19 protein-coding genes and 1 other annotated feature are annotated in these 23,247 nt (G+C 30.4%); of the genes, 15 read left to right on the top strand and 4 right to left on the bottom strand.

Going from position 1 to position 23,247, the window contains the following annotated elements; all coding sequences use genetic code 11:
* Positions 1–11 precede the first annotated feature (11 nt).
* From JHL18_RS23970 to pflA, 4 genes are all read left to right on the top strand, one after another.
* Positions 12–908: a dihydroorotate dehydrogenase gene (locus JHL18_RS23970; RefSeq protein WP_200274012.1), complete on the top strand. Its 897-nt coding sequence runs from the start codon at positions 12–14 to the stop codon at positions 906–908.
* A 91-nt stretch (positions 909–999) separates the two neighbouring features.
* Positions 1,000–1,560: an orotate phosphoribosyltransferase gene (gene pyrE / locus JHL18_RS23975; protein WP_200274014.1), complete on the top strand. Its 561-nt coding sequence runs from the start codon at positions 1,000–1,002 to the stop codon at positions 1,558–1,560.
* A gap of 444 nt (positions 1,561–2,004) precedes the next feature.
* Entirely contained in the window at positions 2,005–4,230 is a 2,226-nt protein-coding gene (gene pflB / locus JHL18_RS23980) for a formate C-acetyltransferase (RefSeq protein ID WP_200274016.1), read from the top strand.
* Between the two features lie 141 nt (positions 4,231–4,371).
* The gene (pflA, locus tag JHL18_RS23985; RefSeq protein ID WP_200274018.1) at positions 4,372–5,106 is read left to right on the top strand and encodes a pyruvate formate-lyase-activating protein; all 735 of its coding nucleotides are present in this window, start codon (positions 4,372–4,374) and stop codon (positions 5,104–5,106) included.
* 249 nt (positions 5,107–5,355) lie between these two features.
* Here the strand turns inward: pflA and rd are convergent, their stop codons facing one another.
* A complete protein-coding gene (gene rd / locus JHL18_RS23990) occupies positions 5,356–5,517 on the bottom strand; it encodes a rubredoxin (protein WP_183276709.1) in 162 nt (53 codons plus the stop codon).
* A gap of 159 nt (positions 5,518–5,676) precedes the next feature.
* Between rd and JHL18_RS23995 the strand changes: the two genes are divergently transcribed.
* A complete protein-coding gene (locus JHL18_RS23995; RefSeq protein ID WP_200274020.1) occupies positions 5,677–6,978 on the top strand; it encodes a M48 family metallopeptidase in 1,302 nt (433 codons plus the stop codon).
* A 274-nt stretch (positions 6,979–7,252) separates the two neighbouring features.
* On the opposite strand, the gene JHL18_RS24000 is transcribed toward JHL18_RS23995, so the two are convergent.
* Positions 7,253–7,864 carry a 3'-5' exonuclease gene (locus JHL18_RS24000; protein ID WP_200274022.1) on the bottom strand — a complete coding sequence of 204 codons (612 nt, stop codon included), beginning with the start codon at positions 7,862–7,864 and terminating at the stop codon, positions 7,253–7,255.
* A 325-nt stretch (positions 7,865–8,189) separates the two neighbouring features.
* The gene (rocF, locus tag JHL18_RS24005) at positions 8,190–9,092 is read right to left on the bottom strand and encodes an arginase (RefSeq protein ID WP_200274024.1); all 903 of its coding nucleotides are present in this window, start codon (positions 9,090–9,092) and stop codon (positions 8,190–8,192) included.
* Positions 9,093–9,428: 336 nt separating this feature from the next.
* On the opposite strand from rocF, the gene JHL18_RS24010 reads away from it, so the two are divergent.
* The 9 genes from JHL18_RS24010 to JHL18_RS24050 all read left to right on the top strand — a co-directional run bounded on the left by JHL18_RS24010 (position 9,429) and on the right by JHL18_RS24050 (position 19,304).
* Positions 9,429–10,382 carry an L-lactate dehydrogenase gene (locus tag JHL18_RS24010; RefSeq protein ID WP_200274026.1) on the top strand — a complete coding sequence of 318 codons (954 nt, stop codon included), beginning with the start codon at positions 9,429–9,431 and terminating at the stop codon, positions 10,380–10,382.
* Positions 10,383–10,788: 406 nt separating this feature from the next.
* On the top strand, positions 10,789–11,898 hold the full coding sequence (locus JHL18_RS24015; protein WP_200274028.1) for an LCP family protein: 1,110 nt from the start codon (positions 10,789–10,791) through the stop codon (positions 11,896–11,898).
* Positions 11,899–12,293: 395 nt separating this feature from the next.
* Positions 12,294–13,670 (top strand): PhoH family protein, encoded by a 1,377-nt coding sequence (locus tag JHL18_RS24020; RefSeq protein ID WP_200274030.1) that lies wholly within the window; start codon positions 12,294–12,296, stop codon positions 13,668–13,670.
* Positions 13,671–13,930: 260 nt separating this feature from the next.
* Positions 13,931–14,806 carry a M15 family metallopeptidase gene (locus JHL18_RS24025; protein WP_200274032.1) on the top strand — a complete coding sequence of 292 codons (876 nt, stop codon included), beginning with the start codon at positions 13,931–13,933 and terminating at the stop codon, positions 14,804–14,806.
* Positions 14,807–14,831: 25 nt separating this feature from the next.
* Positions 14,832–15,833 carry a phosphodiester glycosidase family protein gene (locus tag JHL18_RS24030; RefSeq protein ID WP_200274034.1) on the top strand — a complete coding sequence of 334 codons (1,002 nt, stop codon included), beginning with the start codon at positions 14,832–14,834 and terminating at the stop codon, positions 15,831–15,833.
* A gap of 11 nt (positions 15,834–15,844) precedes the next feature.
* On the top strand, positions 15,845–16,909 hold the full coding sequence (locus JHL18_RS24035; RefSeq protein WP_200274036.1) for a hypothetical protein: 1,065 nt from the start codon (positions 15,845–15,847) through the stop codon (positions 16,907–16,909).
* Between the two features lie 250 nt (positions 16,910–17,159).
* The gene (locus JHL18_RS24040; protein ID WP_200274038.1) at positions 17,160–17,795 is read left to right on the top strand and encodes a site-2 protease family protein; all 636 of its coding nucleotides are present in this window, start codon (positions 17,160–17,162) and stop codon (positions 17,793–17,795) included.
* Between the two features lie 17 nt (positions 17,796–17,812).
* The gene (gene trmB / locus JHL18_RS24045; RefSeq protein WP_200274040.1) at positions 17,813–18,451 is read left to right on the top strand and encodes a tRNA (guanosine(46)-N7)-methyltransferase TrmB; all 639 of its coding nucleotides are present in this window, start codon (positions 17,813–17,815) and stop codon (positions 18,449–18,451) included.
* A 613-nt stretch (positions 18,452–19,064) separates the two neighbouring features.
* A complete protein-coding gene (locus JHL18_RS24050; protein WP_200274042.1) occupies positions 19,065–19,304 on the top strand; it encodes a DUF3892 domain-containing protein in 240 nt (79 codons plus the stop codon).
* A 110-nt stretch (positions 19,305–19,414) separates the two neighbouring features.
* Here JHL18_RS24050 and JHL18_RS24055 read toward each other — a convergent pair whose 3' ends face one another.
* Entirely contained in the window at positions 19,415–20,929 is a 1,515-nt protein-coding gene (locus JHL18_RS24055) for a Ppx/GppA phosphatase family protein (protein ID WP_200274044.1), read from the bottom strand.
* Positions 20,930–21,116: 187 nt separating this feature from the next.
* Positions 21,117–21,323 (top strand) — a binding site (T-box leader).
* A gap of 230 nt (positions 21,324–21,553) precedes the next feature.
* On the opposite strand from JHL18_RS24055, the gene argS reads away from it, so the two are divergent.
* Complete coding sequence (gene argS, locus JHL18_RS24060) at positions 21,554–23,245, top strand: arginine--tRNA ligase (RefSeq protein ID WP_200274046.1); 1,692 nt, start codon at positions 21,554–21,556, stop codon at positions 23,243–23,245.
* Positions 23,246–23,247: the final 2 nt, after the last annotated feature.

A 23,247-nucleotide genomic window follows, 5' to 3' on the forward strand; every position in this document is an offset into this window, starting at 1 on the left:
GGGATGAAGCTATGCTAAAAGTAAATATAAATGGGATAGACTTTAAAAATCCAATTATTGCTGCTTCAGGAACGTATGGTTTTGGAGAAGAATATGGAGATTTCTATGATGTAGGAATTTTAGGTGGCATAAGTTCAAAAGGTCTAACCTTAAATAGCAGACAAGGTAATGATGGAATAAGAGTATTTGAAACAGAAGCAGGTATGATGAATAGTGTGGGACTACAAAATCCAGGAGTTGACTCGTTTATAACTGAAGTTTTACCTAAGATGAGACTTTTAAATACAAATATAATAGCTAATCTTGGCGGAAGTACTGTTGAAGATTATGAAAAAGGTGCTGAAAAACTAGATAGAACGGATATAGATATGATTGAGCTAAATATATCATGTCCAAACGTTAAATCTGGAGGTATGGCTTTTGGTATTAAAGCAGATGTGGCATACGAGGTTGTATCTAGAGTAAGAAAGGTCACAAAGAAGCCGCTGATGGTGAAGCTATCACCAAATGCTCAAGATATTGTTGAAATGGCCTTAAGTTGTGAAAGAGCAGGAGCTGATTCACTATCGTTAATAAATACTGTAAAGGGAATGGCAATTGACATAAAGAAAAGAAAACCTGTGTTTAATAATACTTTTGCAGGACTTTCCGGCCCAGCAATAAAACCTATTGCATTAAGAATGGTGTATGAAGTATCAAAAGCTGTAGATATACCTGTAGTAGGACTTGGTGGAATCATGAATGACAACGATGCTATAGAATTCTTGATGGCAGGAGCAAAGGCGGTTCAAATCGGAACTGTAAACTTTGCAAATCCAACAGCAGCACCAGAAATAATTGAAGGAATCGAGAACTTCCTAAAGGATCAGGGAATTAAAGATATCAATGAGATAATAGGAATCATCTAAGATTTACGGTGCGTTGAAATTAATTGGTTATTCATCCGATGTTTAAATGAGCTTACGCAAAGAATTTTTAATTAAAAGGAGATAAGAAATTATGGTTTTAGAAATATTAAAAGAAGTTGAAGCACTACTAGAAGGACATTTTTTACTATCCTCAGGAAAACATTCTAATAGATATTGTCAATGTGCGAAGTTGTTACAACATCCTGATAAAGCAGAGAAAGTATTAAGTGTTGTTGCAGATAAGCTTTCAAATATTGATTTTGACTTAGTTGTAGGACCTGCTATGGGAGGAGTTATAGTAGCCTATGAATTAGGAAGACAAATGAAGAAACCAGCAATTTTCACAGAAAGAGAAAACGGGGAAATGACCCTAAGAAGAGGGTTTTCTATAAAGCCTGGACAAAAAGTTGTTATAACAGAAGATGTAGTTACAACCGGTAAATCCTTTAAGGAAGCTGCAAAAGTTATAGAAAGTTTAGGAGGAGAAGTAGTAGCGGTAGTATGTATAGTTGATAGAACAACTTCGAAAGTTACTGACTATCCTATGTACAGTGCCATAAAGCTAGAGATTGAATCTTACGAAAAAGATGAGTGTCCTATGTGTAAGGAAAACATACCATATATTAAGCCTGGAAGCAGAAATATAAAGTAATTATGAAGTTAGTTCCAATTGAGGGTATGATTTTTAAAAGAAAATGTATCCTCTTTCTCTTGCAATATTTGATTTAATAATTTATTATTTAGATATAAATACGAATCTTATTGTAAAAATGGTTAAAAATGTTTGTGTTAAAAATTAACTTTTGAGGATAAGCTTAATTTATTATAAAGGATATCGTTAAAAAATAAACAAAGTATTAAGGCATATACGATCTGTTTAATATAAAATATGAGATATAATTTTCAAATTATCATGTATATAACTTAAAAATAAATAAAATAATAAAAAAGGTAAATGAAAATGCATTTCAAGTGAAATAAGGTCTTAACAAATGTATACTAATATGGTATAATATTTTTAGAACATCAGATATACATATTATGATAACAATAGAACTTTTAGTGTAGCAATAAAGCTACAGCAAGGAGGATTTTCATGTATAAACAATGGGATGGTTTTAAATCAGGTACATGGCAAGAAAAAATTGACGTAAGAAACTTTATTCAAAAGAATTATACAGTATACGAAGGAGATAAAAACTTTTTAGCTGCTCCAACAGATAAAACAAAAAAGGTTTGGGAAATATCAAGTAATCTTATAGTTGAAGAAATTAAAAAAGGTATTATAGATGTAGCAACTGATAGAGTTTCAGGTATAGATAACTATGAACCAGGATACATTGATAAGGATAATGAAGTAATAGTTGGATTACAAACAGATGCACCACTTAAGAGAATAGTTAATCCATTTGGCGGATTTAGAATGGTAGAACAATCTTTAGAGGCTTATGGATATGAGTTAGACAAAGATATAACTGAAAATTTTCCTAAGTATAGAAAAACTCACAATCAAGGTGTTTTCGATGCATATAGTGATGAAACAAGAGCAGCTAGATCAGCAGGTCTTTTAACTGGACTTCCTGATGCATACGGAAGAGGTAGAATAATTGGTGACTACAGAAGAGTAGCACTTTACGGTATTGATTACCTAATAGAAGAAAAGAAAAATGATTTAAAAGAGCTAAAAGGTGACTTCTTAGATGAGTTAATAAGAAAAAGAGAAGAAGTTTCAGAACAAATAAGAGCTCTTAAGGACATTAAGTCAATGGCAGCTAGATATGGTGTTGATTTATCAGTACCAGCTTCAAATGCAAAAGAAGCAGTTCAAGCAGTTTATTTAGCTTACTTAGCAGCAATTAAAGAAAACAATGGAGCTGCTATGTCACTTGGAAGAACTAGTACATTCTTAGATATCTATATAGAAAGAGATTTAAGAAATGGTGTAATAACTGAAGCTGAAGCTCAAGAGATTATAGACCAATTTATAATCAAACTAAGACTCGTAAGACATTTGAGAACTCCAGAGTATAATGAATTATTTGCAGGAGATCCAACTTGGGTTACTGAATCAATCGGTGGTGTTGGGGTTAATGGTAAGCCATTAGTTACGAAGAACTCCTTTAGATATCTTCATACTTTAACTAACCTTGGAACTTCACCAGAACCAAACTTAACTATACTTTGGTCAGAAAAGCTTCCTGAAAACTTTAAGAAGTATTGTGCTGAAATGTCTATACTTACAGATTCAATTCAATATGAAAATGATGATGTAATGAGACCTATATATGGAGATGATTATGCAATTGCTTGCTGTGTATCCGCTATGAAGGTTGGAAAGCAAATGCAGTTCTTTGGAGCTAGATGTAACTTAGCTAAGGCACTTCTATATGCAATAAATGGTGGTGTTGATGAAAAGAAGGGAACTGTAGTTATAAAGGGACTTAAACCAATAACTGATGAAGTTCTTGATTTCGAAACAGTTAAAGAAAATTATAACAAGGTATTAGAATATGTTGCTAAGCTTTATGTTGATACAATGAATGTAATTCACTACATGCATGATAAGTATGCTTATGAAGCAGGACAAATGGCTTTACATGATACTGAAGTGGGAAGACTTATGGCATTTGGTATAGCTGGTCTATCAGTTGCTGTAGACTCATTAAGTGCTGTTAAATACGCTAAGGTTAAGCCTATAAGAGAAAATGGAATAGCTAAAGATTTTGAAATAGAAGGAGACTTCCCTAAATACGGTAACGATGATGATACTGTAGATGATTTAGCTGTTCAATTAGTAGAAAAGTTCTCAACTGAACTTAAGAAACATCCGTTATATAGAGATGCTAAACATACATTATCTGTACTTACTATAACTTCGAATGTAGTTTATGGTAAGAAGACAGGAGCTACACCAGATGGAAGAAAAGCAGGCGAAGCTTTTGCACCTGGAGCAAACCCAATGCATGGTAGAGATGCAAATGGAGCATTAGCATCATTGAACTCAGTAGCTAAGATACCATATACTCCATATTGTGAAGATGGTGTATCAAATACTTTCTCAATAGTGCCTGATGCATTAGGTAAAGAAGAAGATCTAAGAATAGAAAATCTTGTATCAGTTATGGATGGATACTTCTCACAAGGAGCTCATCATTTAAATGTTAATGTATTTAATAGAGAAACTCTTGTAGATGCTATGGATCATCCAGAAAAGTACCCAACTCTAACAATTAGAGTATCTGGATATGCAGTTAACTTTAACAGATTAACAAGAAACCAACAATTAGAAGTCATAAGCAGAACATTCCACGAAAGTCTATAATATAATTAAAGGAAGCTCAGTAGAGCTTCCTTTATTAAAAATAATTGATAGTTTTTTAACAAGTCATTTCATGTAGGGGATTAAATCTTAAGCGTTTTTAGATAAATCCCCAATTGTATCATGAAAGAGAGGAGAATGAGTATGATAAAAGGAACAATTCATTCAATAGAATCAATGGGGCTTGTAGATGGACCAGGAATAAGAGTAGTAGTCTTTTTTCAGGGGTGTAAACTAAGATGTGCTTATTGCCATAATCCAGATACCTGGGCTGAAAAAGGAAGCGGAACTGAAATAAGTGCTGAAGAATTGATTAAAAAAGTAATGAGATTTAAGCCGTATTTTTCAAAGTCAGGAGGCGGAGTTACTTTTTCAGGCGGGGAGCCATTACTACAGCCAGAATTTTTAATAGAATGTTTAAGGCTATGTAAGGAAAACGGAATACATACAGCATTGGATACGGCTGGATATGGACTGGGAAGTTATGAAGAAATATTAAACTATGTTGATTTAATATTATTTGATGTGAAACATATTAAAAAAGAAAAATATAAGGAATTAACGTTATCTAACATAGATGAATCGTTAAAGTTTTTGGAAGTAGCACAAAGATTAGAAAAGAAAATGTGGATACGACATGTTGTAGTACCAGGTATAACTGATAGTGAAGAACATCTAGAAGAGCTTTCTAAATATATAATGAGTATTAAAAATGTAGAAAAGGTGGAATTACTTCCGTATCATGTATTAGGCGTAAATAAGTATGAAATAATGAATATTAATTATAGACTTAAGGATGTAAAACCTATGAATAAGGAATATACAAAAAAGTGGCAAGACAAGATAAATGAAGCAATAAAAAATCGTCAAGGGAACTAAACCTTGGCGTTTTTTTATTGGCTAAGTTTATGTATTGAAATTAAATAGAGCTTTTTACTGTAAAAGAAAATATAAAATTTTATTTAGATTAAACCTCGATATTCAATACTTTCAGAAGCTTTTTATGGCAGTACAGTAAAAAAATAAAACTCATACGCCTACCAAATTTTCCTCATATTCATTCAGAAAGGCATATGCGCAAAAAATCACTGAAGAAAGTCTCTTCAGTGATTTTTTCTTTAGTAATTATTATTCAACTACTGAAAATTGATCCTTGCCAACTCCGCATAGAGGACATAACCAATCTTCTGGAATATCTTCAAAAGAAGTTCCAGGAGCTACTCCATTGTCCTCATCACCTATAGCTGGATCGTAAACATAACCACATACATCACAAACATAACTTTTCATCTTAAATTACCTCCTAAATTTATATAAAGTGTTATTAACAAATAATAATTATTAATTAATTCAATATTATTATATCATATGAAAACAATAAATCAAGTATATTTTTTCATAATTAGCAGAATTTATACTATAATAATAGTAATAGAGGGAGGTTTAGCAATGAAAAAATTTTTACTCAATACTATTATAATATGCATTTTTTTGTTTTTTATAACGTGCATTTTAACTTTTGCTACTGAATTAAGTGTGAAATCACAACTTAAGGCTAGTAATAAGGTGGAGTATAAGATATCTGATAATAAAGTACAGGTTCCTAACTCTTCAGAAAGAGCAGTAGCAAATTACCAGTTCTCAAAGGTTTTTTTAGTTATAAGACTAATTATAACATTCTTAATACCAGCTTTGTTTATCTATTTAGGTGCAATCAAGCTGGCAAACACTTTTAAAGGAAATGAGTTTCTTAGACTTATTAAATTAACTTCACTTTATTTGTTTTTTGATTTGTTTTTATCTATTCCATTATCATTCTTCAGTTCTTTTTATAGATTGAAACTTATAGGTATATCAAACTCAACATTTTTCTTATGGAGCGAAAATTATGTTAAAAGTTTTGCTTTAAATTTTCTTATAACTGTAGCCTTTGTAATAATTCCTTATATTATATTCATAAAGTTTAAACGCTGGTATATCGTCTTAGGGCTCCTTACAGTGCCAGTAGGTTTTGTAGGTAGTATTTTAGCACCTGTGTTTATAGACCCCTTATTTAACGATTTTAAAGCTATACAGAACGTCCAGGTAAAACAAGAGATATTAACCTTGGCTAAGAAGGCTAATATTGGGGATGTTACTATATTAGAAGTAGATAAAAGTAAAGAAACTAAAGCATTAAATGCCTATATGACTGGACTGTTCAATACTAAGAGAATAGTTATATGGGATAATACGTTGAATCAATTAAGTTCAGAAGAAATTCAATCGGTAGTTGCACATGAAATAGGACATTATAAGCTCAATCATATTCCTAAATCTATAGCACTTTCAGGAATACTTTCAATAATATTGCTAGGACTTACAGATTTAATTTCAAAAAATATAGTGATGAAAGTAGGTTTCTTCAGAAATAATATAAGAAACTATAAATCTTTAGCTGCAATACCTATACTAATACTTATTTTTACAATATTATCCACTTTGTCTGACCCTCTGACAAATTGGTATTCTAGAAAAATTGAAATGGATGCAGATAAGTTTGCAATAGAACTAACTCATGATAATCTAACTAATGCAAAGCTAGAAGCTAGATTTATGGAAACAAATTTATCTATGAATGATGTGAATCCACTTTATAAGTTCTGGTTGTATGATCATCCAACGCCAAAAGAAAGAATTGAGATGAGCAATAATTATAAACCTTGGGAGACAGGGGAGTATAGATTCGATAAGATAATAAATGAAAAATAAAAAAAGTCGCTTCAGCGACTTTTTTACTGTCAAGGAATCACTCATGAAGGTAAAAACTTCACAAAGAATAATGAAAAAGAGATTATTTTTTTCGTAGGAAAGTATAAAGTTTTTTATTAGCTAAACTTAGCAATTTAAATGGTTTAGAGTAGCGGTTTAGGGTGAACAGTAAAAAAATAAATCATATTCGCCTGCCAGATTTTCCTCATATACATTCGGAAAGGCAGATGCGCAAAAAAAAGTCGCTGAAGAAGGATCGCTTCAGCGACTTTTTTTATTTATTAATCATTTTACTAAAGTAACCAGCTGGAATATGCTTTTGTTTTATACCTTCAATAACGGCAAGGTAAGTGGCTGCAGTATCAAAACGTGCATCATGATAATTACCGCTACCTTCAAAAAGATTATCTGCAGTTTGCGCAATCTTTTCTTTAGTAATGTTAAGAAACTTCACTAGTTCTTCTAATTTAGGGTTCTTGTATTCACCGTTAGGTCTTAATAACTTACAGACATTCTTATAATAGTTCATTGTACAGAAGTTATTTTTAGGTTCCCAGTCTTCGCCCATTCCAGACAATTCATGTTTTAAAAACTTGATATCAAAGGACACATTATGTCCTATAACAAAGTCTGCTGTTATAAAGTCTTCATAGAATTCTTCAACTAGGTCTTCAAAATACAATCCATTACTTAAATCATATAACTTTTCCATTGAGAAACCATGAACCTCTTCTGCAGCGGGATCCATTTGATCAACTGTAAAGAAAAAATTCTTGCCTATTGTTGTCTGAGGTTTCACAGAAGAATCGACTACTATGTAACTTAATTGGCATATGCTGCCGGGTCTTATACTTGTTGTTTCAGTATCAAAAAATAAGAGTTTCATTTCTTTCCTCCTAATAAAGAGTTCCTATGTTGAAACTTAATTTATACTTGTTTAAAAATCCTGTCTTCTGGAGATTTTCAGGCATGTATAAATTAATAGTTGAGCTAGGAACTCTAAGCATCGCGTGAAAATTAAATTTGTATCTATACATGTTCATTAAGAATTACGTAAAAATATCAAGTAACTACTATACTCAAAAAATTATTTGCTAACTCTTCAATTATAAATTATATAATAACATAATATAATAAAAAGTTTTATATGAAAAGTTTTATCAGTAAATTAGTAAATTTTAAAATGAAAAAATCTCGGATATGATCCGAGATTAAAGATTTTCAGCTATAACTTGAAGCATCTTAAGGCAATTCTTTAGTGTTGTATCCTCAATATCTAGTTTTGGATTAAACTCTACGAAATCCATTGAACGCACCTTTTTAGTTAATAGCACTGATTTTGTAATTGAAGTAACTTCATCTAAGGATAATCCTTCACTTACAGGGGTACCAGTTCCAGGAACTAAAGATGAGTCTAAACAATCTATATCAAAGCTTAAATGAAAATTATTTACTTTAGAAGAGTCTAAAGCATCATAGAATTCTCTAATAACCTTATCTGTTCCTTTATCCTTTATAGCTTTAGTAGTCCATACATTCAGTCCAAGTTCTTTAATAAGGTCTAACTCACCCTTATCTAAGTCTCTTGCTCCTAGTATGAAAATGTTGGACGGTTTAACTTTTCTTCCTTCAAAATATATATCTACAAGATCTTTATAACCTAGTCCCATTGAAGCAGCTAGTGGCATGCCATGTACATTTCCGCTTGGTGAAGTTGTATCAGTATTTATATCACCATGAGCATCTATCCATATTACGCCGAAATCATCACCATGAAATCTTGCTGATCCAGCAACTGAGCCAAGACCTAAAGAGTGATCTCCACCTACTGTAAAGGGAAAACAATCAGATGTTAATGAATTATATACTACGTGAGCCAAATTAGTATTCACTTCTGTTATTGGAGATAAATACTTCATTACGCTATGGTTAGTATATTTATCTTTTTCATCAACTGTTTCGACATATAAATTTCCTATATCATAAATTTTGTGTTTACCATCTACACTAAGGACTGTTTTTAATTCGTTATCTCTTAAGGCATTTGGTCCAAATTCTACGCCTGGTCTATCACATCCATAGAAAAGAGGAACACCTATCAAATTAATGTTCATATGAAGCACCTCCAATAATCTTTTGTTAGCCAAAAAAGATTATATATTATATTCTTGCAAAATATAAGTATTTTTGAAAAAAAAATAAAAAAAATGTTATTTTTTTTATTATAAAATATATGTTAAAAAATTATCATTACATCTTGATAATTGTTATCAAATGATATAATATATTAATATACAATAGTATATTAAATACAACAAAAAAAGATACTAATTAATATATATAGTTTTGAGTATAAAAAGTATTTTATACCAGTAACAAAAAACAGAAAAAGATTATATTTCTATAATAGTCATAATAAAGAATATAATCAAAAAAGGAGGCTGAATTAAATGTTAAAAGATAAAGCAAGCAAAATATCAATTATAGGAGCAGGTTTTGTTGGTTCCACTACAGCATATGCATTAATGTTAGAAGGCTTAGCTTCAGAAATTGTTATAGTCGATATAAATAAAGATAAAGCAGAAGCGGAGGCAATGGATTTAGCACATGGAGCAGCTTTTGTGAAGGCTGTTAATGTAATGGCAGGAGAGTATTCAGATACAGAAGATTCAGATATTGTTATAATTACTGCAGGAATAGGACAAAAACCAGGAGAAACTAGGTTAGATATCATAAATAAGAACTTGGCGGTGTTTAAACAAATAGTACCTGAAATTGTAAGGTATAGTCCTAATGCAATCTTATTAGTTGTATCAAATCCAGTAGATATATTAACTTATATAACATATAAGTTATCAGGATTACCAGAGCATAGAGTAATTGGATCTGGAACAGTATTAGACACATCAAGATTTAAATCAATGCTTAGTGATCATTTTGAAATTGATGCAAGAAACATTCACACATATATAATAGGAGAACATGGTGATTCGGAGATTGCAGCTTGGAGCCTAACAAATATAGCTGGAATGAGTGCAGAAGATTACTGTCAAAAAACTTGTGAAAAATGTGATGGAAACTTTAAATTCACTATACCAGAAAAAGTTAAGAATGCAGCATATGACATAATCAATAAAAAAGGATATACAAACTATGCAGTAGCTCTAGCAATAAGAAGAATTGTAGAAGCTATTCTTAGAGATGAAAATTCAATCCTTACGGTCTCATCTTTATTTAGAGGACAGTATGATTTAGAGGATGTCTACTTAGCTATACCAACTATCATAAATAGAGATGGTGCTAAAAAGATATTAGAAGTACCATTAGCGGAAGAAGAAAAAAATAAGTTGGCCGAATCAGCAGGGATATTAAAGGCTCACTTAAAAGATGCTAAATTACAATAAATATTAATGAAATTTATATTTAGATTACCACTTTGTCTAATATTCATTTTTCTCGGCTATCCCAAAAAAAGTTTTTGGAAAAGTTCAAGAATTATAATTTAGATGAACGTGGTAATTTTTTTATTAAATAAACTCAATAAAAAATAGTTTTGCACTTATTAATAGTTTTGACAAATTCAATAAGCAAGTAGTAGTCAAATTACATATAAATATATAAAATAACCTAAAGTTTCATATACTGATATTTTTTAATATAATTTTGGTTATACTAATTTGGAATCCTTTATGAAAAATGAAACCTATTAATAAATTTATATTTAATAAAGTAGTCAATAATAAATTTGACAATAATGTTTTTGATAGTTTATCCGAAATATGGAAATAAAATAAGCTTAGGGTGATGTCGATGCAAAAAAGAACAGGAAGTTTCTTAAAGTTTGTTGCAATAATATTTTTATTATTGATTATGCTTTGTTCTTTGGGATATTGGTATCTAAGAAATACTATATATTCTAATGATAAAATTAATTTTACAGAGGAAAACATTGAGGAAAAAGTACAAGTAGGGCAGTACTTTAATAAATCATTTAAAGAAATTAATCCTATAATAGGTAGTATTAGTAATAATGAAATGAATGAGAATATAAATGCGGAAACATATAAAGAACAAGAGGGGATAACCAATATATTATTACTAGGAACTGATGGTAGAACGTTAAATGAAAGTTCTAGATCAGATTCTATAATAATTGCTACCCTAGATAACAATCACAAGAAAATAAAATACACATCTATAATGAGAGATACTTATGTACAGATAAAAGGTCATGGAGAGGATAAGATAAACAGTGCCTTTGCATATGGAGGTGCTAAATTATTAACTGATACAATTTATAGAAACTTTAATATGAAAATAGATAAATATATAGTTGTGAATTTTTGGGGATTTGAAGATATAGTAAATGAATTAGGTGGGATAGATGTTAATATAAAAGAATATGAAATTAATGAGATAAATAAATATATTGGTGAGGTAGATGACATCAAATCACCGAAAATAGCACATGCAGGAATGCAACATTTGGATGGACAACAGGCATTAGCTTACTCCAGAATACGAAAAGTAGGAAACGGAAGTTATGAAAGAACTCAAAGGCAAAGGACAGTAATGACTGAAGTTGGTAAAAAGATAATGAATATTAATCCGATACAATACCCAAATATGTTAAAAGCAATACTTCCATATATAAAAACTAACGTAGAACCAATACAACTTATGAATTACGCATATACAGCATATTCAATGGGGAGTGTAGAATTTGAAGGGTTGCAGCTTCCCGCAAATGAACTGTGCGAAGGAAAAATATATAGAGGTGCATGGGTACTGTTGGCTGACAAAGAACAAAATGCAAAGATGCTGAACGAATTTATTTTTAAGGATAAAAAATACAATCCTAATAATTTCGACAGAAAACAAGTTCAATGGATAATTAATGAATATTCAAGCAGAGAGTAAAAAATAAGATATAGGAAGAATCCTATATCAAAAATATAAAGTAAAAATAAAGTTAAGAGGGCAAATTAAATTCCGTTCAAATAATATATATTCTACATATTATTAAAAATTCCTCCTTTTATATGATAAAACATATAGCAAAGTTAAATAAAGTTAAATAAACTAATAATTCTTGCCTTTATATATTAATAAATAATAATTAATTATTAAATTAAATTTGCTAAACTAAGTTGCAATTATTGAACATATACATTTATAAAGGTACATTTAAAAGTTTAAGCAGAATATTATTAATATAAACGCTTCAGGCACAAATGTATTGCAAATTAATTTTAGCAAAGTGTCTCATTTATAAATACTTTTATGAAGCGAATCTATATAAGGGGGTTGTTAGTTTGAAAAAAACTTATGTACTTGATACCAACGTTTTACTGTACTCACCAGGGGCTGTGTTAACCTTTGAGGATAATGATGTAGTTATTCCAGAAGTTGTATTAGAAGAGCTGGATAATTTGAAGAAGACAAATAATGATTTGGGATTAAACGCTAGGCATGCTGCAAGGCTATTGGATAAATTGAGGAAAGAAGGTAACTTAAGTGAAGGCATTCAATTGCCAGGTGGGGGCAGTTTAAGAGTTGAATCAAATCACTATGAAACTAAAATACCTCCAAGCTGGGATATTGTGAAAGCTGATAATAGGATAATACAAGTGTGTATAGCACTTAAAGAAAGTGGAGAGGACGTTCATTTAATAACAAAAGATATATTCGAGAGAATTAAGGCAGATACAGTAGGAATTGAAGTAGATGATTTTCATGAAGAAGTAGTTCCTGAACAAGATAACCAATATACTGGTAGAATTGAAGTTTATGCTACTCAGGAAGTAATTGAAAAGTTCTATAAAGAAAAACAATTAAAGCCAAGTGAGTTGTCTGTGTATGATAACAGCAGCCAGACATATGCAGAGCCTAAATTAGAGGTAAATCAATTTTTGATTTTGCATTGTGCGGAGAATAATAAGCAAACTGCGTTAGGTAGATTTGATGGACAGATGATAGTACCACTAATCTATAAAGACAGTAAGTCCTTTGGACTCTCAGCTAGAAATGTTGGACAAAAGTTTATGATGGAATGCTTATGGACAGACGCAGCTAAAGCTCCATTAGCAATAATTAAAGGACCTGCTGGAACAGCTAAAACTTTATTTTCATTAGCAACTGGGCTTCAAAAAATTTTAGAAGAGCAAAATAGTCAGTTTAGAAGAATATTAGTATGTAGACCAAATGTGACGATGGACGAAGAAATAGGGTATTTACCGGGGTCTGAGCAGGAAAAGATAGCTCCATTTATGAGACCGATTTTTGATAACTTGGAGATTTTAATTGATTCAGATGAAAATGAAAGATATAAAAATGAGAAAGAGCTAAATGATAAAATAATGGAGTTGTTTGATAGGAAAATTATAACTACTGAAGCAGTTGCTTATCTAAGGGGGAGATCAATAGTTAAAAACTGGGTTATAATTGATGAGGCACAAAATCTTACACCAAAACAAGTAAAAGCAATTATAACTAGAGTTGGTGAAGGCACAAAGTTAATATTAATAGGGGACCCAGATCAGATAGATCAACCATTTTTAGATTCCAGATCAAATGGCTTATGTTATGCTTCGGAAAAGATGAAGGGAAGTAAACTTTGTTATCAAGTAACCTTGAAATATGATGAATGCGAAAGAAGCGCTATTGCTTTTGAAGGAGCAAAAAGATTGTAAAAAAAGTATAAACTCAATTGAATTATAATCTCATTAAAGATATAATAAAGCAGGTAGACGATATGGTTTACCTGCTTTATTATATTGACTTTAATAACTGGCAGTTTTTTAGATATATAGATATACCAATTTAATCTGAAAATATAAGTTTTATTATGAAGTTGAACATCAATATAACCATTAAAGAACTAATGACTATGTATTATATTTTTGTTAAAATTAAATTAAACCGTAGATAAAATTAAGAGGTGTATGGCCAAATGAATAAAAATAACGCTAATAAGAAAACAACATCTATTATAAAAAAAATTATTTTTTTATATACATTTATTTTTACCATGTCTGTAGTATTGTCAGCATCTATAATTTCAATTAATAAGTCGAAAAAGAGTACTCAAATAATGACAAATAAAGAAAATATACCTAGCCAGGATAGTACAGAAAACATTTCTATAAACAGTGGAAATAATATAAGTGAAACTAAACAAAACGTGGATTCTAATGATGATGGAAAGGGTAAGCTTACAAGTGAGATAGTGAATAAAATATCATCAAAAGATTATAGACTTCTTTTAGTAAATAAAGATTATCCTTTAGATAATACATATAAACCAGATAACCTTGTGATTCCTAAGGTGAAAATGATGGGATCTGTTTCGAATGAAAATAGAAAGCTAAAAAAAGAAGCTGCAGAAGCTTTAGAAGATTTATTTAATGATGCAAAGAGAGAAAAAATTAATTTAATATTTGTGTCCGGGTATAGAAGTTTTGAAAGTCAAGCTAGTGTATATGAAAGAAAAGTGAAAAGTGATGGTGCAACAGAAGCTAGCAAGTACGTTGCTAAACAAGGGTCAAGCGAACATCAGACGGGGCTTGCGGTAGACATAAATTCTTCACCTTACTATGATTTGGCTGAAGATTTTGAAAAAACTAAAGAAGGAAAATGGGTAGCAGAAAATGCTTTTAAGTATGGATTTGTTATTAGATATCTAAAGGGAAAGAGTGATGTAACTGGATATAATTATGAACCATGGCATTTAAGATATGTAGGTCAAGAGAATGCTAAATATATGTATGAAAGCAATCTGTGTCTTGAAGAATATATATATAAGCTTGCAACAGAAAAAAATAATTAAGTTGCGAGCAGCTGGAGGAAAAACAATGAAAGAAAACAAAGAAAAGAAGAGAAATCTTTTCAATAAAATAAGCTTAAATTTATTTAACTTTATTTTTGCAAATATTATTATTGGATTGATTATTGCTATACCAATGGTCTTTTACGGACCATTTAAAAACATAAAGGAGTTAGTGGTAACTTCTGCAATGACTACACTTAGCCATCAATATTTAGCTACTTTATTTTTAAATGATACAGAGATAAAGAGTATAATGGCAAGTAATACAATTGATGATAGTAAAAATTCGAATTTAGATGAAATTAGTATTAACAACTCTGTAATCAATGATAATCAAGGCGATAAAGGAATAGAAGTGAAGGAGATAAGTGGAAATTCATTTAGTGGACATTTATTGATAGTAAATGATGCTAAGAGAATTCAGCTTGGGCTCACTGATAATCTTGGGCGTTTTGGTATGAAACTTGATGACATAGTAAAAAAAGAAAATGCGGTAGCTGGTATAAACGCAGGTGGATTTCAAGATGAAAATGGACAAGGTAATGGTGGAGTTCCAACTGGAATAGTAGTTAAGGATGGAAAGATTGTCTTTGACGATAAACTAGAGGAAAAAGTATCGCTTATTGGATTCAATAAGGATGGAATTATGGTTATTGGTAAGTATGGTAGAAGTGATATAACAAGACTAAATATTAAAGATGCAGTTTCGTTCAGTCCTTTTCTAGTGATTAACGGAGAGGGAGTTATTAAAAGTGGAAATGGTGGTTGGGGAATCGCTCCAAGAACAGCCATTGGACAAAGAAAAGATGGTACTGTACTTATGTTAGTTATAGATGGTAGACAAATTGGCAGTTTAGGTGCAACTTTGAAGGATGTACAAGATATAATGCTTGAAAATGGGGCTTATAATGCTGCAAACTTGGATGGAGGTTCTTCCACAACCATGGTGGTTGACGGCAAGATAATTAATAATCCTTCTAGTAAAGATGGGGTTAGATTTATTCCAACTTCATTTATCATAAAATAGGGGGGATTTTTATGGCTAAATATATAAAGAACTTAGGTTTATATTTTATAATAGCAGTTATTCTTCAAGTTGGAGTTTTGTATTATATTAATAATTTTTATTTAAGTGGTTTTAGTAGTGATAATGAAAACAAATCAACTATAGCAGCAAATAGTAGTAATTCAGCAAGTACAAAATCTAATGATATAAACGACATTTCGGTTTCTGGTAAGAATGAAGTTGAGACTACCGTTAAATTTGCAGTACCAGAAGATTCGACTGAAATAGAACTTTCTAAGGAAAATGATAAGGTGGCATATATTAAAGATTCTGTTCTTCAGATAGTGGGTAAAACAACAAATGAAATTGTGGATTTACAAGAGCTTAAACTCCTGAAATATCAATGGTTAGATGAAGGGAATTTAGTTATTGCAACTTCAAAAGAAAATAGTACAAAGGTATCTTTTTATAAATATAGTATATCAACTAAACAAAAAGAGCTTTTGGCATCAATTCAACTTAAAGACAAAAAGTCTTCGATTGATAGTATAATAAGCTCCCCGCTTAAGGATTTAATATTTGTTAGGGTAGCTTTAAGCAATGGTAGCAGTGAATTATATAAATTAAATGTAAGAAATGAATTTGAAAAAGTTACTTTAAGAGAAAGTAAAATTCAAGATATCTATTTAATTCCTCATGAAGACAAATTAATATATAATTCTTCTTTAAGTAGTAATTTATATGTTACATATTTGGAGCAGAAATTATCTTTAGCACAAAAGGGACTTACTAGAATAATTGGAGTAGACAAATCAGAAAATGTGTATATAGGATTAGTGAATGATGGTAATATAAGTAAGATATATTACGGGTCAATAAGTGAAAAAACTTCTACATGGAAACAAGTACCTTTAAATAATGCAGAAAAAGTAGATGATTTAATAGTTATAGAAAGTACTGTATACAAGCTTAACAGTATGAAAAATAAGTTAGAAGATCTGAATGGGACAAGTAGTATTAGTTTTAAAGGTAAGTTCTTAAAGGTTTGTAATGGAAAAGTTTTAAGTATGGAGAATGGAAATATATATATAAATTAAAGGATATTTTAAAAACGCACTACTTGATATAGTACTAGCAAGTGGTGTGTTTTAACTTATAGGATTATTTTCTTTTCAGACTGTTATAACCAATCATCTAGAAATGTTTAAACATTGAAGTAACATGTGTATATGTGTTATAATTTTGAACTAGGCCATTTATTGATTCTTTTTAATATTGTGAATCACATCATGGAAAACTTTGAAAAAGTAACGGATACTATAGAAACTTTAAGAATGGAGATAAAATATGAGAGAAAAGTTGTTAGAGTTAATTTTGATTATTCCAGCTATATTAATTGGATTTACTTTTCATGAGTATGCGCATGCAAAAGTTGCAGACATGCTTGGAGATAAGACACCAAGATTTCAGGGGAGACTTACCCTTAATCCTTTAGCACATATAGATCCAATAGGACTCATCATGATACTTATAGTGAAGTTTGGATGGGCGAAACCTGTACAAATAAATAGAAGGGCTTTTAAGAATGGTTACAAAGATGATTTGAAGGTGACAATAGCGGGACCTTTAGCGAATTTGTTAGTAGCTATCATATTTTCAGTTATATTTGGATTAGCATATAAGTTTTACTTTATAAATAACTATACTGATATAACAAACATAATAGTTCAAATATTAAACTTGATAATCATTATAAATGTAAACTTATTTGTTTTTAACTTATTACCTTTGCCAGGACTTGATGGTTTTGGAATTCTTGAAGATTTATTTCCTTCAACTTTCAGTAGAATAGCAGATTCTTTATATAGATATCAATTTATAATATTTGCTTTGATAGCTTTTGGTGGAGTAAGGTTTCTAGAGAAACCAACAGGATTTATATTAGATATTTGTGCGAAGATAGTGACAGGCATTATAGCATAATTAATTAGGAGGAAAATATGAGACTTAGGAAAAAATGGTGGGCAAGACCAGAATTAGAAGAAGCAAAAAATGTTGTAACGAACCCATCCGAATTTAAAGGAAGATGGAATGAAGCATTTGGTGATAGTAATCCAGTGCATTTAGAATTAGGATGCGGTAGAGGCAAGTTTATAAGCGAAAAGGCTGCTGTAAATCCTAATATAAATCATGTTGCAATAGACTTAAAAGACGAAGTATTAATATATGCTCTTAGAAAGGTAAATGAAGCAGAGGTTCCAAATGTAAGGCTTATACCTATGAATATATCTTTTATTGGAGATGTATTTGATAAAGACGAAATAAGCAAGATTTATATAAACTTTTGTAATCCATGGCCTAAAGAAAGACATAAGAAGAGAAGACTTACACATAGCAGCTTTTTAAAGATATATAAAACTTTTCTTAAGCCTAGTAGTGAGATTTGGTTTAAAACAGATGATAAAGGGCTATTTGAAGAATCACAAGAATACTTTAAAGAGAGTGGTTTTACATTAGAATACCTAACTTATGATTTGCATAACGATGATTTTAAAGAAAATATAATGACTGAATACGAAGCAAAGTTTACTTCTTTAGGGATGAAGACAATGTTTTTAATTGCAAGACTTAATTCTTAAAATGATAGAGACTATTATATATAAAATATATGATAGTCTCTATTTTGTTGTCTTAGAAAATATAAAGCTTTTAGAGCAATGTGACCTAGATATTATATGGATGTACCACTTCATAATAAAGCTTATATTTTTAAATTCTCTCACCAGAAGCTGTGAGAGTTTTAAAAATAGATTTCGGTTCGAAGTGGTACATCTTTATAGAGTTACTAACCCAACCATTAATTTATACATGCCCGAAGGCCTTCAGAAGCTGAGATTTTCGAACAAGTATAAAAATTCCCAACTTCAACTATTAAGTTATGCATGCCGCGAAAATCCTCAGTAGCCACGATTTTCGAACATGCATAACTTAAGTTTTCGTAATGGAATCTTATAGTAATTGTTTATATGTGATACATAAAAAAAGTAATAAAAATTAATAATATAATAAAATAAGTAAATTCATTATGTAAATGTTAATAGATAAGGTGAATTACTTAAGCAGCTTGGATCTTTGTTTTTTACATAAATATAAATGAATATTTAACTTTTGTTTTATAGAATGCATAAGAATCTAAGCTAAGTTCAATAATCAGTTTTGTATCTATATAATTTATATAAAGGAGTGAGGAATATGAGTGAAAATTCAACAAGAACCATTGTAGGAGTTATAAAAGATAGTAATGATGAAATAGAAGCATATAAGCTTGATAGTGGAGAAATAGTAGAGAAAGAACAAGCAATTAGCTTAGCTAAAGAAGGAAAGATAAGTGGAGTCCAGGTCTCAACTTCTCGTAAAGGAGAAAAATACCTTAGAAGTTATCCTGATGGCACAAAAAACAATAACTTAGATAATTTACCTGAAATAGAATAATATAATTTTAAATGCCCCAAAGTTTGTAAATAAGATAAACTTTGGGGCATTCATATAGGGATGCTTGAAATCTGAAAAGTATTTCTAAAATATAATCACATAAACAATTATCAATTTTGCTTTAGTACAAGCAAGTTTCTGTTGTATACTTCCTGGAACTTATTCCCTGCTCTCATTGCTTGACCAATTTCTAAGATAAGTTCAGATTCTGATTTTAGGATTAGTGTAATAGTATCATCACTAATTGTAACATCAAAATCATTTACGGCACCTTCTAAGCTTCTATCAAGACCTTCTGCAATTCTTAGTAGTACCCCAATACTTTCTACAGCCTCTATATCCAATCTATTAATGATGCTAGTAAATTTTATAAAAGGAAGCTGATAATTATTATTTCTATGCATAGATGCAACTAATGCACTCATTAAAATCTCTCTATGGGAAAGACCACTTATAGCTGAATTAAGTATAATATAAAACGAATGTATATGATGGTCATAATACCGTATACTAATACCACAATCGTGGAGTAAGGAGGATGTTTTAATTATATTGTTATATTCATCACCGAGCTTGTGAATTGGTTTTAAGGCTTCAAAAAGTTTTTTTGTAATGTTGTAGACTTTTTGAGCATGTTTTTTGTTTATATTAAGAGTTTCGATTATTCCTTCAATACTATAGTCCAGTATATCATTCCAAGCAGTTTTATAATTATTGTTAAGGTATTCTTGAACTATACCTTCCCTAAGACCTCTTCCGCAAATTTTGATGTTCTTTATTGAAAGAAGCTCTACCAATTTATTTAAAAGAATAAGGCCACCAAATATTACATCGGCTCTGTCAACGGATAATCCTTCTACCTTACTTCGTCCTTTTAGGTTTTTACATTTTAAAAGATTATATATCTGACAGATATCATAATCATCAAATGAATAATTATGTAAGGTACCTATTGGATATCTTTTTGTATGCTTTTGTATTTTTGCAATATTTCTTATAGTGCCTCCAATTCCTATGATACTTTCAAATTCTGTTTCAAAAAGCCATGGAATACTTTTTATAGTTTCATGAACGAAATTATTTGCAGCTATCGAATTGTTATAAGTGATAACATCAGTAAGCTCATAGTCATTTGAAAGGTTTATACAACCTAGAGGTATAGTTATTTTTTTTATTATCTCATTATTTCTTATCCAGGCTAAATGAGTATGATTACCGCTTATATCTACCATCAGAGCATTATTATAGTAAAGACTATTTTTTATACTTAGGTGATTATAATAGATTTCTTCATCAAAGTTTAAAATTCTTATATCTAACGATAACTCCTTTTTTATTTTATCCTTAAGGATTTTCTTGTTAGTAGCACATCTTAATGCTTCTGTTGCAACTAAGATTATCTCAGATGCACCCGATTCGATGCATAGAGATTTAAAAGCTTTTAATGTTGCTAAAGTCTTTTCAATCTTTTCTACTGAAATAGATGAGGTCTTAGAAATATCTTCTCCAAGTCTTATAGTTTCTTTTATTTCATCAATTATCTTAAAGTATCCTGTATCTTCAACTTGTGCAAGCATTACTCGTACTGAATTAGAGCCAAGGTCAATTACCCCAAATCTTTTCATAGACAAATCTCCTTATTGTAACATATAATAAAATAGTATATAAAAAAAGGAAAGTTTTCAACTGCTTTTGAATTATTATTTTAAAAATGATTTCATAACTCAATGAGTTATGGAGGAAATCATGGAAATAAAAAATGCATATTGACAAAAAAAATTTTTTTTGGATATAATATAAATAATTAAATAATTAAAATCTAAGAAAAGAAGAGTACTTTATTTGAATCTTTAAGCGAACAGGAGATGGTGTAAGCCCTGTAAGATTAGATTAAAGGAAGAGAGCCTTGGAGATGCTGCTTGAAAATAATAGTAGGGCATGCCGCAATATGCGTTAAATATATGAGTGGGTTTTTTAAACCAATAGAAGTGGTACCGCGGATATAAGTTCGTCTCTAAAAAAGAGATGAGCTTTTTTTATTTTCTAGGTAAAAATAAAGTTTGCAATATATTAAGTACTATTTAATCTACTTAATAAACTAATGTTTAGAAGTAAAAAAGATTAAATTACAAACTTTTTAGGAAAAGAATTATAAAAGTTGCAGAGTAAATTGAGCTAATTGAGTACGAAATAAAATCAATGGCCATTGGCCTTAGGATTTTTATATAAGATATACAGGAGGAGATATAATGGATTACAAAAAACTTACAGCTGAAAGATTAAACGAGCATTTAGAAATAGATGTAGATACATTAGAAGGATTAATTGAAGTGCCACCAAGACCTGAGATGGGTGATTATGCATTTCCTTGTTTTCAGTTAGCCAAGACTTTAAAGAAAGCGCCAAATATAATTGCAGCAGAACTAAAGGATAAGATAAATGCAGAAGGATATGAGAAGGTAGAAAACTTAGGTCCGTATGTCAACTTCTTTGTAGACAAAGGAACTTTTACAAAAAATACTGTAAGTAAGATATTAGAAGAAAAAGAGTGCTATGGTTCATCAACAATAGGTGATGGTGAAAATATAATAGTTGAATACTCATCACCAAATATTGCTAAACCGTTCCACGTTGGTCATCTTTCTACTACAGTAATAGGTAATTCTTTATATAAAATGTTTTCTTTCCAAGGATATGATGTTGAAAGAATAAATCATTTAGGTGATTGGGGAACGCAGTTCGGAAAACTTATATCAGCTTATAAGAAATGGGTTGATGAAGAAGCGCTAGAGAAACATCCAATAGCGGAATTATTAAGAATATATGTAAAATTCCATGATGAAGCAGAAAAGGATCCATCATTAGAAGATGAAGGAAGAATGTATTTTAAGAAGCTTGAAGATGGAGATAGTGAAGCAGTTGCTCTTTGGGAGAGATTCAGAAACTTATCATTGAAAGAATTTAATAAAATATACGAAATTTTGAATGTAGATTTTGACTCTTGGGCTGGAGAAAGTTTCTACAACGACAAGATGGAAAGTATAGTAAAAGAACTTGAAGAAAAAGAGCTGTTAGTTGAAAGCAACGGAGCTAAGGTTGTTATGTTAGATGAGTACAACATGCCTCCATGCATCGTATTAAAGTCAGATGGAGCATCTATATATGCAACTAGAGATCTTGCAGCTGCAATGTATAGAAAGAAAACTTATGATTTCTCAAAGGCTATATACGTGGTGGGAAAGGACCAATCACTACATTTTAATCAAGTATTTAAGGTGTTAGAACTAGCTGGTCACGATTGGGCTAAAAACTGTGTGCATGTACCATTTGGTATAGTAAGATTCGCAGAGAAAAAGCTATCTACTAGAAAAGGCGATGTAATACTTTTAGATGAATTATTGTCAGAGGCTGTTTCAAAGACTTTGGAAGTAATAAACGAAAAAAATCCAACACTTGAGGATAAAGAAGTAGTAGCTCAAAAAGTAGGTATAGGAGCAGTTGTATTTACTTATTTGAGAAATAGTAGAGAAAGAGATATAGTATTTGATTGGAAAGAGATTCTTAACTTTGAAGGTGAAACAGGTCCTTACGTTCAATATACTTACGCAAGAGCTAAGAGTATATTAAGAAAAGTTGGAGAGGTAACTGAAGAGGGGGATTTCTCAAAGCTACAATCAAAGGAGGAATTTGAACTTGTAAAAACTTTAGATGGATTCCAAAGTAGTATATTATATGCAATAGAAAAACTTGAGCCATCTGTTGTAACTAGATATGTAATTGATGTAGCAAAAGCATTCAACAAGTTCTACAATGCACATTCTGTTGGAAATGTGGATGATATGAAGTTAAAGAGTGCAAGAATAAAACTAGTAGAAGCAACTTGCCAGGTAATTAAAAACGGCCTTGGTTTAATAGGCATAGAAACAGTTGAGAAGATGTAGAT

The organism is Clostridium yunnanense (genome assembly GCF_016595795.1).
GTDB classification, from domain to species: domain Bacteria; phylum Bacillota; class Clostridia; order Clostridiales; family Clostridiaceae; genus Clostridium_AR; species Clostridium_AR yunnanense.

What these genes read in the sequence shown, in the direction of transcription:
- pyrE (WP_200274014.1), top strand. Translation starts at nt 1,000, where the DNA reads ATGGTTTTAGAAATATTAAAAGAAGTTGAAGCACTACTAGAAGGACAT.
- JHL18_RS24010 (WP_200274026.1), top strand. Translation starts at nt 9,429, where the DNA reads ATGTTAAAAGATAAAGCAAGCAAAATATCAATTATAGGAGCAGGTTTT.
- trmB (WP_200274040.1), top strand. Translation starts at nt 17,813, where the DNA reads ATGAGACTTAGGAAAAAATGGTGGGCAAGACCAGAATTAGAAGAAGCA.
- JHL18_RS24000 (WP_200274022.1), bottom strand. Translation starts at nt 7,864, where the DNA reads ATGAAACTCTTATTTTTTGATACTGAAACAACAAGTATAAGACCCGGC.
- pflA (WP_200274018.1), top strand. Translation starts at nt 4,372, where the DNA reads ATGATAAAAGGAACAATTCATTCAATAGAATCAATGGGGCTTGTAGAT.
- JHL18_RS24030 (WP_200274034.1), top strand. Translation starts at nt 14,832, where the DNA reads ATGAAAGAAAACAAAGAAAAGAAGAGAAATCTTTTCAATAAAATAAGC.
- rocF (WP_200274024.1), bottom strand. Translation starts at nt 9,092, where the DNA reads ATGAACATTAATTTGATAGGTGTTCCTCTTTTCTATGGATGTGATAGA.
- pflB (WP_200274016.1), top strand. Translation starts at nt 2,005, where the DNA reads ATGTATAAACAATGGGATGGTTTTAAATCAGGTACATGGCAAGAAAAA.
- JHL18_RS24050 (WP_200274042.1), top strand. Translation starts at nt 19,065, where the DNA reads ATGAGTGAAAATTCAACAAGAACCATTGTAGGAGTTATAAAAGATAGT.
- rd (WP_183276709.1), bottom strand. Translation starts at nt 5,517, where the DNA reads ATGAAAAGTTATGTTTGTGATGTATGTGGTTATGTTTACGATCCAGCT.
- JHL18_RS24035 (WP_200274036.1), top strand. Translation starts at nt 15,845, where the DNA reads ATGGCTAAATATATAAAGAACTTAGGTTTATATTTTATAATAGCAGTT.
- JHL18_RS24055 (WP_200274044.1), bottom strand. Translation starts at nt 20,929, where the DNA reads ATGAAAAGATTTGGGGTAATTGACCTTGGCTCTAATTCAGTACGAGTA.
- JHL18_RS23995 (WP_200274020.1), top strand. Translation starts at nt 5,677, where the DNA reads ATGAAAAAATTTTTACTCAATACTATTATAATATGCATTTTTTTGTTT.
- argS (WP_200274046.1), top strand. Translation starts at nt 21,554, where the DNA reads ATGGATTACAAAAAACTTACAGCTGAAAGATTAAACGAGCATTTAGAA.
- JHL18_RS23970 (WP_200274012.1), top strand. Translation starts at nt 12, where the DNA reads ATGCTAAAAGTAAATATAAATGGGATAGACTTTAAAAATCCAATTATT.
- JHL18_RS24015 (WP_200274028.1), top strand. Translation starts at nt 10,789, where the DNA reads ATGCAAAAAAGAACAGGAAGTTTCTTAAAGTTTGTTGCAATAATATTT.
- JHL18_RS24025 (WP_200274032.1), top strand. Translation starts at nt 13,931, where the DNA reads ATGAATAAAAATAACGCTAATAAGAAAACAACATCTATTATAAAAAAA.
- JHL18_RS24040 (WP_200274038.1), top strand. Translation starts at nt 17,160, where the DNA reads ATGAGAGAAAAGTTGTTAGAGTTAATTTTGATTATTCCAGCTATATTA.